This is a genomic window from Acinetobacter sp. SM1B, assembly GCF_003289665.1.
Taxonomy (GTDB): Bacteria; Pseudomonadota; Gammaproteobacteria; order Pseudomonadales; family Moraxellaceae; genus Acinetobacter; species Acinetobacter schindleri.
In genome coordinates this window covers 103,481-116,744 of the sequence record NZ_QMBM01000001.1, presented here as the reverse complement: position 1 = coordinate 116,744, position 13,264 = coordinate 103,481, and the positions used below count along the sequence as shown (strand labels likewise).

11 protein-coding genes and 1 pseudogene are annotated in these 13,264 nt (G+C 45.9%); 5 read left to right on the top strand and 7 right to left on the bottom strand.

All coding sequences use genetic code 11. From position 1 onward, the window contains the following. Nucleotides 1-14: 14 nt before the first annotated feature. The 6 genes from ftsZ to murG form a co-directional block, all read right to left on the bottom strand. Nucleotides 15-1,202: a cell division protein FtsZ gene (gene ftsZ / locus C8322_RS00535; protein WP_004813752.1), complete on the bottom strand. Its 1,188-nt coding sequence runs from the start codon at nt 1,200-1,202 to the stop codon at nt 15-17. A gap of 160 nt (nt 1,203-1,362) precedes the next feature. Further along, entirely contained in the window at nt 1,363-2,625 is a 1,263-nt protein-coding gene (gene ftsA, locus C8322_RS00530) for a cell division protein FtsA (RefSeq protein ID WP_008305751.1), read from the bottom strand. Between the two features lie 66 nt (nt 2,626-2,691). Continuing rightward, nucleotides 2,692-3,546, bottom strand: a complete 855-nt coding sequence (locus C8322_RS00525) for a cell division protein FtsQ/DivIB (RefSeq protein ID WP_008305753.1) — start codon at nt 3,544-3,546, stop codon at nt 2,692-2,694. Nucleotides 3,547-3,549: 3 nt separating this feature from the next. Further along, entirely contained in the window at nt 3,550-4,479 is a 930-nt protein-coding gene (locus C8322_RS00520; RefSeq protein ID WP_004813759.1) for a D-alanine--D-alanine ligase, read from the bottom strand. 56 nt (nt 4,480-4,535) lie between these two features. Further along, on the bottom strand, nt 4,536-5,984 hold the full coding sequence (gene murC / locus C8322_RS00515) for a UDP-N-acetylmuramate--L-alanine ligase (RefSeq protein WP_008305756.1): 1,449 nt from the start codon (nt 5,982-5,984) through the stop codon (nt 4,536-4,538). A 12-nt stretch (nt 5,985-5,996) separates the two neighbouring features. Beyond that, a complete protein-coding gene (murG, locus tag C8322_RS00510; protein WP_004890779.1) occupies nt 5,997-7,094 on the bottom strand; it encodes an undecaprenyldiphospho-muramoylpentapeptide beta-N-acetylglucosaminyltransferase in 1,098 nt (365 codons plus the stop codon). A gap of 412 nt (nt 7,095-7,506) precedes the next feature. On the opposite strand from murG, the gene C8322_RS00505 reads away from it, so the two are divergent. Beyond that, the gene (locus tag C8322_RS00505) at nt 7,507-8,706 is read left to right on the top strand and encodes a CynX/NimT family MFS transporter (RefSeq protein ID WP_111810262.1); all 1,200 of its coding nucleotides are present in this window, start codon (nt 7,507-7,509) and stop codon (nt 8,704-8,706) included. A gap of 43 nt (nt 8,707-8,749) precedes the next feature. Here the strand turns inward: C8322_RS00505 and gshB are convergent, their stop codons facing one another. Next, complete coding sequence (gene gshB / locus C8322_RS00500; protein WP_004890785.1) at nt 8,750-9,697, bottom strand: glutathione synthase; 948 nt, start codon at nt 9,695-9,697, stop codon at nt 8,750-8,752. A gap of 118 nt (nt 9,698-9,815) precedes the next feature. Between gshB and C8322_RS00495 the strand changes: the two genes are divergently transcribed. The 4 genes and pseudogenes from C8322_RS00495 to C8322_RS00480 all read left to right on the top strand — a co-directional run bounded on the left by C8322_RS00495 (nt 9,816) and on the right by C8322_RS00480 (nt 13,254). Next, nucleotides 9,816-10,025: a DUF3565 domain-containing protein gene (locus C8322_RS00495; protein WP_004813770.1), complete on the top strand. Its 210-nt coding sequence runs from the start codon at nt 9,816-9,818 to the stop codon at nt 10,023-10,025. A 171-nt stretch (nt 10,026-10,196) separates the two neighbouring features. Next, complete coding sequence (locus C8322_RS00490; protein WP_004890788.1) at nt 10,197-10,613, top strand: hypothetical protein; 417 nt, start codon at nt 10,197-10,199, stop codon at nt 10,611-10,613. Nucleotides 10,614-10,655: 42 nt separating this feature from the next. Next, nucleotides 10,656-12,401: pseudogene (locus tag C8322_RS00485) on the top strand (copper resistance system multicopper oxidase). Then, nucleotides 12,388-13,254 (top strand): copper resistance protein B, encoded by an 867-nt coding sequence (locus C8322_RS00480; protein WP_111810261.1) that lies wholly within the window; start codon nt 12,388-12,390, stop codon nt 13,252-13,254. The pseudogene C8322_RS00485 and the gene C8322_RS00480 overlap by 14 nt, the downstream one beginning before the upstream one ends. Nucleotides 13,255-13,264 lie beyond the last annotated feature (10 nt).

Genomic DNA, 13,264 nt, shown 5'->3' with positions numbered 1-13,264 from the left:
CATATTGTTACATATTACTTACGTTGTTGATTTTTAAGATAATCCTGAATACTCATTGGCGTTGGACGTGGGCTTGAAACAGAGGCTGCCGGCGTCGCTGCCGCACCTGCACCAGTTTGTTGACGCTGAATCGCTGGCACATCATCTTCATCTACTGCAGCCGGGGCTGTTGCAGGACGTGACTGCTGTACATTGGTACGTTTCGCAGGCTCAGCAGCATCTGCCGAGTTACGGGTTAGACCTGTTGCGATTACAGTTACGCTAATTTCATCACGCGCATCTGGATCGAATACGGTACCATAGAAGACTTGACCTTCGTCCAGATCCACGATCTGGTTCACAACATCGGTAATTTCTTCAATTTCACCGAAGGTTACATCATCACCACCAGTCACGTTAATCAGGATGCCTTTGGCATTCATGATAGTAACGTTATCCAGTAATGGGCTACGAATTGCCTGTTCAGCTGCCTGACGTGCACGGTTTTCACCACGACCAAGACCAACACCCATCATGGCATAACCACGTGTGCTCATCGCTGTTTTCAGATCGGCGAAGTCAAGGTTGATATGACCTGGACGTACCACAAGATCAAAGATACTGCGTACTGCATTTAACAGAACGTCATCTGCCTTCTTGTAAGCATCTTTCATCGAGATGTCACGGAATACTTTTAGCAGGCGCTGGTTTGGAATGATGATCAGGGAATCCACGTGCTGTTCCAGGGCTTGAATACCTTTCTCAGCGGACTGTAAACGGCGTTTACCTTCAAAGTTGAATGGCGTAGTAACGACACCAACTGTCAGGATACCCATTTCTTTAGCAATTTCTGCAACCACTGGTGCCGCACCGGTACCTGTACCGCCGCCCATACCAGCAGTCACGAATACCATATCTGTGCCTTCAAGATGCTGGCGGATCAGTTCACGGCTTTCTTCTGCTGCCGCTTGACCGACTTGTGGGTTTGCACCTGCACCTAGACCACGGGTACTTTGTTCGCCCAGCTGAATTTTAAATTCAGCTTCCATGCGATCCAGTGCCTGTTTGTCAGTATTGGCACAGACAAATTTTACACCCTGGATGTCTGATTGCAGCATATGCTGTACAGCATTACCACCCGCACCCCCTACACCAAACACAGTGAAACGGGCTTGACCAATGCTATCGTCTTGATCGTCTTCAAAAAATTCAAATGAGGCCATGACCTATAAAATTCCTAATTTAGTACTGGCAGTCACTAAGCCCGTATACTGCCCTGATCTTAATAAAAAATTGTTTTTAAGAATGCTGCTCCACAACTCAGTTGTCAAGTGCAGGCATTTTTTACTACAACTTCTCAACAATATTCACAATAAATGTCGACTAAAAAATTGACTTCAATGTTTCATTAAAGCCTGACCAGGCACGTTTAACGCGCTGAGTCACTGACAGTCTTTCATTTTCTTCCGATTCTACGATGGTTTCCTGCGCGTCACTCTGGCTGAACATCAGCAGACCTGCAGCTGTAGCGTACTGCGAACGACGCAGCGCTGCCTGATGTGCTTCATCTGCATGTACTGGCGCTGGCGGATTACCCAAATGCGCCGATATACCTAAAGTGCGGCGTACATAGCTGACCATACCTTCAATATGGCTGGCATCACCCGTTAATACCACACCATGGTACAGCCCCTGCATTGCACCACTGTTTTCCAGTTCATCACGCACCAAGCCCAGAATTTCACTATAACGCGCAATAATAATCTCGGTCAGTTCAATCCGGCTAATAGTCTGCGGACCATCAATACCCTGGAACTGAATCATATGGTCCGGTTTTACCACTTTCAGATCGACACAACCATATAACAGCTTGATACGTTCAGCTTCTTCAGTGGTAGTCTGTAACACCGCTGCGATATCACGTGTTACATGTTCTCCACCACGCTGAATGGTATGGGTAAGTGCCAGACGACCATCCAGATAAACTGCAAGATTTGTGGTTCCGGCACCGATGTCGACCAGACATACCCCATACTCTTTTTCATCTTTCAGCAAGCTGGCTTCAGCAGTGGCCAGACATGATACCACCATGCGCTCTACACCAATATTGGCACCTTTCAGGGCACGGTCAATATTCTGCATGGTGCTAATTGGCAACATCATTAAATGATAATGCCCAGTCATGCTGTGCGCCGACATACGGATCGGATTCAATACCCATTCCGGTGCATCATCCAGCTCAAAACCTAGTGGAACTGCGCTGACCAGGTAATGATCTGAGATCTGATGACTGGCTTTAGCCAGTTCAAGCGCGCGCACCACCTCACTGGTGGTAATTGTATGTTCTGCATTGTCAACTGAAGTACGGCCTGAAGCATAAAAGCTTTTCAGCTCCGCACTTGGAATTGAAATCCAAGCTGAATGTACACGGCATTCCGCCATGTCTTCCGCTTCTTGAACGGCATTTTTTATTGCGGTAATGACTTTATCGAGACTTACAATTTTCCCTTTATTCATGCCTCGGTTACGAGCAGTCGCCATCCCAATGACCTGGATATTGTCTGGCGCATGTACCTTACCAATCAAAACTGAAACTTTGTGCGTCCCAATGTCAATCGCAACAACTGAGGGAACAGCTTCATTCATTATTCGTTACTACCATTACCTGTGTTTAATTTATGGCTCTAAGCCTCTATTTTTCAAAGCCGAACATTATGGCTTTACTGTAACGCCGTTCTCAACGCCGGTGTCATTATTCGTTACAATAAAATGACCATTTTGTATCTTTGGTGGAACTGCATTCTTCCACTGAATCGCAAGCCCATTTCTATAGCGCAGATCAATTGAAGAAATTCTAGACCAAACTGGCTTCAAATCGCTATAGGAAAGATGGCTAAGACGTTGCAGCTTGCTCATGGTTTGATCCTGATCCACAATCACGCGTAATCCCGAATCAAACTGCATAAACCATGTCATGCGCTCTGTTAGATATAATTCTTTTAAACGAATGCCATGCGGTGCGAACAGCTGATTAATTTCGTTATAGCGACGCATCATGGTTTTGGCCTGGCTGGCAGGACCATGCAGTAACGGTAATTCAGGATAACTGCGAGGAAGTACTTCAGTAAAAATTTTCCCGCTATCACTGAGCAGACGTCCAGTGCCCCAACGTGCAATTGCATGGTGCGGCATTACCCTTACCCGAATTGCATTCGGCCAGGCACGTGATACCACAACACGATCTACCCAAGATAATTCTAGAGTTTTATCACGGACTGATCTTAAATCCGAGGTAAAATAATTTTCGGTAATAATTGGCGATACATGTTGCAGGATCTGACGTTCTTCTGCCACCGAACGAGAACCAATCACCTCAAGCTCTGCTACCTGGGCATCGGTCATCACACGATAGAATCCCAGTATTCCTGCAGCAAGTACTACAAACGCCACACACAGCAGTAACCAACCACCTAGATTGGCCATTTTTTCTTTTCGTGTGGGCGGCTTGTCGTGAATTGATGTAATCGCAGCACGTTTGCGGCGCATGGATGCAGGAAGTTGAGCCATATCTTAGTGAGCCACACCGTTCAGAGTTTGTTCCAGAATCGCCACACATAGCGCTTCAAAACTATAGCCTACTGCTGCTGCCGCTTTTGGCACCAAAGAATGACTGGTCATGCCTGGCACCGTGTTCACTTCCAGTAGCCAGAACTTACCGTCCTGATCCTGCATGGCATCAATACGACCCCAACCGCTAGCACCTACTGCCTGGAAAGCCCGTAAAGCCAAGGCTTGCAGTTCTTTTTCTTCTGTTTCGCTTAGACCGCATGGAATGCCGTACTGTACATCATTACGGTTATATTTGGCTTCATAGTCGTAAAAAGCCACATCTTCTGGTGGTTGCAAACGAATTACCGGAAGTGCCTGACCATTTAACAAAACAATAGTGAATTCACGACCGGTAATCCATTTCTCTGCCATCACAATGGCATCATGTTCAGTCGCTTTCGCAATGGCAGTAGCGAAGTCTTCGATTTTCTCAACCTTGCTCATACCAATGCTTGAGCCTTCATGCACTGGCTTGATAATCAGTGGCAAGCCGAGTGCTGCAACGATTTCTTCAGCATTCGAATCTTTGGTCACAATACGGTAAGGTGCTGTTGGCAGTTCTGAACCTTGCCAAACCTGCTTGGTTTTAACCTTGTCCATACCAATCGCTGAACCCTGTACGCCTGTACCGGTATAAGGAATATTCAGCCACTCCAGTGCACCTTGAATCTGACCATCTTCACCACCACGACCATGCAGCACAATGAAAGCACGATCATAAGCCGTCAGCTCCGTGATGCTACGCTCCTGAGGATCGAAGCCTTCGGCGTTCACCCCAGAACGCAGCAATGCCTCAAGCACTGCCGTACCACTGTCTAGCGAAACCTCACGCTCTGCAGATTTACCACCAAGCAATACGGCAACTTTTCCGAATTTTGAAGCATTTGACACGTTTATATCCTTAAACTTTTAAATCTGGTCAATTCTATCTGAGCCACACACGGCGACTACTTTACATATAGATGATTCTGAGCAAGTTCAATTGAAATTGCACCTACATTACCGGCACCCTGAGTCAGCAGCAGGTCATTTGCTTGTAGCACATTTTTCATGACATTGCTGAGGTTTCCTTCAACCGGATCAACCAGAATCGGCTCTACCTCACCACGCAGACGAATACTGCGCGCCAGAGCACGGCTATCTGCACCAACGATTGGTTTCTCCCCTGCTGAATAAACTTCCAGCAATAACAACTGATCTACCGTGGACAATACATCGACAAAGTCTTCAAAACAGTCACGGGTACGGCTAAAACGGTGCGGCTGGAACATCATTACCAGACGACGGTCTGGATGACTGGCACGTGCCGCCTTGATGGTTGCTTCAACTTCTTTAGGATGGTGACCATAGTCATCCACCAGCTTCACATCACCGCCTTCAAGCTCGAACTGACCTTGCACTTGGAAGCGACGACCAACACCGCTAAAGCTTTCCAAGGCACGGCAAATCGCAGCATCAGAAACGCCTTCATCAGTCGCAATACCAATTGCTGCCAGTGAATTCAGAATATTATGTGCACCCGGCATATTGATCGTAACACGTAGTGGCTCACGATCTTTACGTAATACCGTAAAGTGCGACTGCATGCCATCCTGTTTAATATCAACTGCACGAATGTCATTGTCTTCATTGAAACCATAGGTAAGGAGTGGGCGACCGATCCGCGGCATAATTTCGCGTATATTGGCATCATCACCACATACCACGGCTAGGCCGTAGAACGGAAGTTTTTGCAGGAACTGAACAAAAGTATCTTTCAGCACATCAAAGCTGCCGCCATAAGTATCCATATGATCAGCATCGATATTGGTGACAATGGTCGCCATTGGCTGCAGGTGCAGGAAAGAGGCATCTGATTCATCTGCTTCTGCCACGATATAACGACTAGCACCCAATGCAGCATTCACACCCGTACGATTCAGCAAGCCACCGATCACATAGGTTGGATCAAGATTTTCTTCGGCCAACATACAAGTCACCAGACTGGTGGTTGTCGTTTTACCGTGAGTACCTGCTACTGCAATACCGTGACGGTAGCGCATCAATTCACCCAGCATTTCAGCACGGCGAACCACTGGAATACGCTTTTCAATCGCAGTCTTAATTTCCGGATTTTCAGGATCAATGGCGGTTGAAACCACAATGACATTGGCACCCTGAATATTTTCAGCGGCATGACCGATGTAAACCTTAATTCCGTTTTCTTCCAGCTGAGCCGTGGTTTTGGACGCTTTAATATCTGAACCAGAGACTTTGTAACCCTGGTTTTTTAATACTTCAGCAATACCACACATGCCAGCACCGCCGATCCCCACAAAATGAATGTGTTTGATACGGCGCATTTCTGGCACTTTGATTAATTTTTTCGCTTGGTCAGCTGGAGTTGATGGAGACATAATTTACTCGGTTTACAATTCTTGAATTAAACGAACCACGTGTTGGGTTGCATCTGGTTGAGCCTGCTGGCGTGCTTTTACAGCCATTTCCATAAGAAGCTGGCGATTCAGCATCGGTTCCAGCAACGCTTTTAAACTGTCTGGGGTCATTGTGGCTTGCGGGCAGATTTTTGCTGCGCCAAGATTTGCCAGGAATCGGGCATTGGCGGTCTGGTGATCATCTACCGCACTTGGTAATGGCACAAAGATTGCGGCCACGCCTGCTGTGGCAATTTCAGTTACGGTCAACGCACCGGCACGGCAGATAATTAAGTCCGCATCGCTATAGGCCTGTGCCATATCTTCAATAAATGGCTGTACTTCAATATTTAAAGTTGCAGGTGCATCAGCATAACGGGCACGGGTCGCATCTGCATGATTTTGACCACACTGATGATAAACATTTAATGGGACATTCAGCTGTTTTAAGGCTTCAGGCACACATTCATTGAGTGCCTGAGCGCCCAGTGAACCCCCGACAATTAAAATACGCAGTGGCTGGCCAGCTTTTTCCCGTTCCTGATAACGCCAGGACGGATTGAAAATTTCAGTAATTTCTTTACGTACCGGATTGCCTGTAGTGACAATTTTATCCTGGGCCGGAAAAGTATTCGGAAATGCCTGACAGACTTTTTTGGCAATACGGGACAGCTGGGTATTGGTAAAACCGGCTACAGCATTTTGCTCATGAATAATCACGGGAATGCCCAGCATTCGCGCTGCTAGACCACCTGGACCGGCGACATAGCCACCAAAACCGGCGACAGCATCCACCTTCAGCTGTTTCATATACTTCATGGCGCTAAGAGTGGCTTTTAGAATTTTAAACGGTGCCACCAATTTACGTACTACGCCATTGCCGCGCACGCCTTGAATATCAATCTGATAAATTGGAATATTATGGTTTTTTAAAAGTCGGTTTTCCATGCCTGCCGGAGTTGCCAACCAGGACACTTTGATCCCCTGCTGTTCTAAGTCTTTTGCAACGGCTAACGCTGGAAATACATGTCCACCGGTACCTGCGGCCATCATCATGACATGTTTAGGCTGTTTTTGCTGAGCATCGGTCACGGTCTAATTCTTCAATTCTAAAATATAAACAGGATGTGTAATTTAAGTCGTCAATTGTAATCACAATCGCTAAGCCATGAAAGTTTATTTACTTTATTTCAACGAGCGTTTCATTGTTTTTTTTCACACGATTTTAAAGTTTAAACTGTATTTATAATCAGGTCTGCATTTTTATTCAATTTTCAGAAAAAAAACGGATTTTATTAATTGATTTCAATGATTTCTTTTTTATAGATATAAAACAGATTTTATCGCAGGATGAAGCGAAAACATTATTGCACTGATCACTATTTTTCAGACCTAAACTTAGGTCTAAACAGCATGAAATTTATTCTTTTTCTATGTTATTTATATTCTTAATAAATAACATCAATTCTTTAATGAATTGATTTAACAGATAAAGCGATGACAGATGTCAAAAATTTCAGTGCATGATAGCTGGGTGATCCTGGCAGGTTATCTGGCGGCCATTCATGTCGGCAAACTCTCTGCCGTAATTCCAATTTTGCAGCAGGACTTAGGACTCAGTTTTACCCAAGCAGGTTTTTCCCTGTCTCTGGTTCAGGGCGCAGGCATGCTGTTTGCACTCAGTATTGGTGCATTCTCTGAAAAATTTGGTCTAAAACGTTGCCTGATTCTGGCGCTAACGATTCTAGGGTTCAGCAGTATTGCCGGACTCTGGACTCAGCATGTCGCTGCATTATATTTTTTTCGTTTTACTGAAGGCATCGGCTTCCTGACCATCTCCCTGTGTGCACCAGCCATTCTGAAAAGGATCAGCCGGCTAGAACATCTGAATTTCAAGATGGGGCTGTGGAGTTCCTATATGGGTGTAGGGGTGAGTCTAGCCGTTCTGTGTATTCCGATATTGCTGGAATGGCTGCATTGGCAGACCATCTGGGTTTTAATCGGTGGATTGTGTCTGTTGATTGCCTTAATGGTACATCGTTATCTGCATCTTGAACCGCAAGTACCTACCTCTGAAACCGCATCATCATCGGCTACCAGTTCTTCTTTCTGGGAAATTGTTCGGGTCACCATTACTCATCCACCAATTTTATGTCTGGCGGTAATTTTTGCCTGTTATACCAGTCAGTGGCTGACTGTAATCGGCTTTTTACCGAGTATGTATGTCGCGAATCAGATTGATTTAAAAACTGCAGGTATATTGGCTTCACTGGTCGTGGTTTCCAATCTGGGTGGTACCTTTGGTGCCGGTATGCTGTTGCAACGTGGCTGGCAGCCGAAAACCCTGCTCTGGACTGGTTTTATCAGCATGATGCTGACCAGCTTTCTGGCCTTTGCTGCTCGTTCCTGGTTGATGTTGGAATTACAGGTACTGAGTGCTGTATTGTTTTCACTGATTGGCGGAATTATTCCGACGACTGTTTTTGCCATTACTCTGAAATATGCACCTCAGGCCAATGCCGCGGCAGCCAGTGTCGGCCTTGTTCTTCAAGTTTCGGCATTTGCACAGTTTTTTGTCCCGCCACTGAGTGCATCACTGGTTTCTGCGACCGGACAATGGGCCAATATTGCACTGGTTACTGCCTGCCTTTCGGTACTCGGTCTGATGATGAGCAGCTATCTGTTCCGATGGCATGGTAAATAAAAAGAGCCTCAATGGAGGCTCTTTTTATTTATAATTACAAAACTTAGGCCTGCTTGACCCCTGCTTCCAGCACATCAAACAGGTCATCCGCAATCGAAGTCCCAAACTGGGTATCAATTTCACGGATACAGGTTGGACTGGTCACGTTAATTTCAGTGACATAGTTACCAATCACATCCAGACCCACGAAGACCAGACCTTTTTCACGTAAAAATGGGCCAACTTTTGCAGCAATGGCTTTATCATTTTCAGTTAAAGGACGCGCTTCCCCCAGACCACCTGCTGCCAGGTTGCCGCGCACTTCACCATTTTGGGGAATACGTGCCAGACAATAAGGTACCGGTTCACCATTTACCATCAAAATACGTTTATCGCCTTCAACAATTTCTGGAATATAACGCTGTGCCATGATGGGCTGAGTCCCATTATTGGTCAGGATTTCGATAGTCGAACCGATATTTACTCCGTCCTGATACAGACGAAAAATCCCCATTCCCCCCATGCCATCTAAGGGTTTAACAATGACATCACCATGATCTTTAATGAATTCACGTATCAGGCTTTGTTGTGAAGTCACTAAAGTTGGTACTTGCAGTTCCGGGAACTGGGTGGCAAACAGCTTTTCATTACAGTCACGCAGGCTTTGCGGCTTGTTAATGATCCAGGCACCTTCACGTTCAGCCTGTTCCAGGATATAAGTTGCATAGACAAAATTCATGTCAAAAGGTGGGTCTTTACGCATTAACACCACATCATATGCCGCGATGGATTCTTTACGCTTTTCACCTAATTCATAGTAATGATTATAGTCTTCAAACACTTGTAGTGGTGAGATCAAACCAAATGCTTTACCCTGATCAATATACAAATCTTGCTGTAATGCATAACCCAGTTCATGACCACGGCGTGCGGCTGCCCAAAGCATCGCCATGGTTGAATCTTTTTTCAGGTTTACATTTTCGATGGGATCCATCACAACAAGTACGCGCATATTTCTGTGCTCTTTTTTCAAAATGAATTTGGCAATGAGTATAGCCGAGATTATTCTTTTGTTTATTCAGATTTTGCATGAGTATGTATGCATTCTTGTGTTAAGGATGAATCTAAAGATGTTGCAAGCTATCGTCGGTTTTCATTTAGATGAGGAAAATCATTGGGTCGCTGAACTGGCCTGTGGACATGGTCAACATGTACGGCATGATCCGCCCTGGCAAAACCGTCCCTGGGTCATGACTGAATCAGGTCGAAGGGAAAAACTGGGCATAGAACTGGACTGCAAAAAATGTGAGGAAACACAGCAGTCCGATAAAGATGATTGATTAGAATAACCCTGACTGCTCATCACAAGCTTTCTAATTTTTAAATAAATCTTTCAGCTTCTCTGGAATATTTAAACTATCTGCATTGTTAAGTGGTCCTGTATTATTGCCAAATCCCTGCAGAACTTTTATGCTTAAAAATAATACGCATTCTGCGATTCAAGGTGCTTCGTGCTGCAACGCTTTTTTCAACAGGCCTGGTTTATCCTGCTGATGGTTTTTGCCATCGGCTGGGGCACTATGTCTGTAGCATCCGCGAACTCCATGCATCTGATTCAAATGCAACAACAGCCTTGTGCCAAACAAATGGTACATGGTGATCAGCACGCCTCACAGATGGCTATCATAGAACATGCAACGCATGCTCCCGCTTCTCAACACTGTGATAATCAAGCTTCGACTCAACAACATGAATGTCTCGATTGTAACTTTAGTGCCTGCCAAAGCATGATGAGCTGGTTAAATACCGAATCGCAGCCGTTGACTATATTGCACCCCTACGAAGCCAATACCGCACTTTCTTTCCCTTATACTGCCCGCCACCTTAGCGGTTACTGGCAAGATATTCTCCGTCCTCCCAAAGCCTGATCCAAATTTTTAAATATTTTTAATAAATTTCAGGATCAAGTTATGTCTATTAAATTTCGTCACAGCCTGTTTGTAGGCTTATGTGTGATCTCATCATCTGCTTTTGCCGCAGTGAAAGAATACCATCTGATTATTGATGAAGGTAAACTCAATCTGACCGGGAAACCTCTGCAGCGTATTACCGTCAATGGTCAGTTCCCGGCTCCGACACTTGAATTTACAGAGGGCGATGAAGCAATTATTCATGTACAGAATAATCTGGATCATCAGGATTCTTCCCTGCACTGGCACGGCCTGTTATTACCCGGCCTGATGGATGGTGTGCCTGGCTTTAACGGATTTCAGGGCATTAAGCCCGGACAGAAGTTTAGCTACCGTTTCAAGGTACGCCAGAATGGTACCTACTGGTATCACGCCCATTCCAAAGGTCAGGAACAGGATGGGCTGTACGGTGCGCTGCTGATTCACCCTAAAAATCGAAATACGATTCCTGCCCATGAAAAAACTGAGCGTGACTATGTGGTGATGCTTTCAGAATTTCATGAACAGAGCAGCCAGTCTATTCAGAATAACCTGAAAAAATCAGCAGATTATTACCAGAACCAGCGTGAAACAGTGGGTGATATTTGGCAGCAGCTCAAACGTGATGGTCTTAAGGCAACCTGGTCAGACCGCAAGATGTGGAACCAGATGCGCATGCTCAAAACCGACCTGTCCGATGTCAGCGGCTATACTTTTCTGGTAAATGGCAAAACGCCTGAACAGAACTGGACCGGACCGTTCTAGTCGAATGAAAAAGTGCGTCTACGCTTTATCAATGCCGCAGCCATGTCCTTTTTTGATGTACGTATTCCAAATCTGAAAATGACTGTAGTCAGTGCTGATGGCCAGCCCGTCAAACCGGTCAGTATTGATGAATTCCGCATCGGTGCCGCAGAAACCTATGACGTGATTGTAGAACCAACTGCAGCACATTATCAGATCCAGGCGGAATCGATCGACCGTTCCGGCTTTGCCTTAGGCAGCCTGCATGACCAGACCCAGCCCATGCCGCATCATATCAGCCAACCCGCAGCCCGTCCCCGCGCTATATTAACCATGCAGGATATGGGACATGCTGGACAACATGAAATGCCACAGCATATGCCTGCGGGTCATAGCATGTATTCGGAAAAATCCTCAGATGATGAGTCTGCTCAACATGAGCTGCATGCACAGCATTCCATGCCAGAACAAAAACAGCCTGCTGGAGCCGTTGAAGGCTGGGCCAATGCGTCTACCCCTGCGGATCATAAAGCCCTGCAGTATGGTGACCTGAAATCATTATTTCCTCAGCCGGATGTTCGTGAACCGGAATCGGAACTGGTGATCCGCCTCGGCGGCAACATGGAGCGTTACATCTGGACCATCAATGGCAAGAAATATAGCGAAGCTGAACCTTTACAGGTGAAGTATGGTCAGCGTATCCGGCTGAAATTCATCAACGACAGCATGATGGCACATCCAATGCACCTACATGGCATGTTTATGCAGCTGGAAAACGGTCAGCCTGCAGGTGATCTGCCCAACAAGCACACCATTGTGGTGCCACCCGGCAAAACGGTTACCGCGCTACTAACTGCCGATGAATTGGGTGAATGGGCAATTCACTGTCACCTGCTCTATCACATGAGCGCTGGTATGATGAACAAACTGATCGTAGCACAGGTTAATGATGACCACACCAATACCCCGCCTGCTAAACCGCAATCAGCCCAACAACAAGGAGATGCTCATGCACACCATTAAAACAGTGAAGTACTCCCTGTCGTTGGCAGTGACCCTGTTGATGAGTTCTACTGCATTTGCCGAACCAATGCAGCATGATCACACCATGATGCAAGCATCTGTCCCTACTCATGTACATCAACAGCATACAGATATGCAGCCCTCACCGCTTGTTCCTACTGAAAGGATAAAGGAAATTAACCATAAACATGAGCATGGTGGCCAGATTTATACTGTGCTTGAACTGGATCAGCGCTGGCAAACCACGGGACATGGTCAGGGCACATTTCAGTCAGACAATGAACTGAAAATCGGTACGGATGAAAACAGACTGGTACTTAAACTGGAAGCTGAAAAGACTGAGTCCAGACCAGAGGAATACACTGCAAAAATACTGTATAGCCGTATGATTTCAGACTTCTGGGATATGCAGGCCGGTCTGGGTTATCAGGAACATTCGCTTGAAGTGAACCAGCAACATACCATGCAGGAACGCTGGAATGCAGTGCTTGGTTTACATGGTTTGGCACCCTATTTCTTTGAAACTTCGGCTTATCTGGAAGTGGGGCAAGATGACTATGTAGCATTGAATTTTGAGGCTGAACGCGACCTGCTTTTGACTCAAAAACTGATTCTACAGCCTTATATCGAAGTGGCAGCAATCTTAAATGATGGTTCCCCTTATGCAGAAAAGACTGGACTACGTGAAGCTGCGCTGGGTTTGAATACCCGATATGAAATAACGAAGCAGGTCATGCCTTATGTTGATATTGCTTACCGTTATGAGCAGGAAAGCCAGTGGGAAAATGATCAGCTCAGCTCAAATTCCGAAAAAGATTGGGTGTATGGGCTTGGGGTGAAGTTTAGATTTTAGCCTCTAACCT

Coding starts and splice junctions, on each gene's coding strand:
- ftsA (WP_008305751.1), bottom strand. CDS start 2,625: ATGAATGAAGCTGTTCCCTCAGTTGTTGCGATTGACATTGGGACGCAC.
- gshB (WP_004890785.1), bottom strand. CDS start 9,697: ATGCGCGTACTTGTTGTGATGGATCCCATCGAAAATGTAAACCTGAAA.
- C8322_RS00480 (WP_111810261.1), top strand. CDS start 12,388: ATGCACACCATTAAAACAGTGAAGTACTCCCTGTCGTTGGCAGTGACC.
- C8322_RS00505 (WP_111810262.1), top strand. CDS start 7,507: ATGTCAAAAATTTCAGTGCATGATAGCTGGGTGATCCTGGCAGGTTAT.
- C8322_RS00495 (WP_004813770.1), top strand. CDS start 9,816: ATGTTGCAAGCTATCGTCGGTTTTCATTTAGATGAGGAAAATCATTGG.
- ftsZ (WP_004813752.1), bottom strand. CDS start 1,202: ATGGCCTCATTTGAATTTTTTGAAGACGATCAAGACGATAGCATTGGT.
- C8322_RS00525 (WP_008305753.1), bottom strand. CDS start 3,546: ATGGCTCAACTTCCTGCATCCATGCGCCGCAAACGTGCTGCGATTACA.
- murC (WP_008305756.1), bottom strand. CDS start 5,984: ATGTCTCCATCAACTCCAGCTGACCAAGCGAAAAAATTAATCAAAGTG.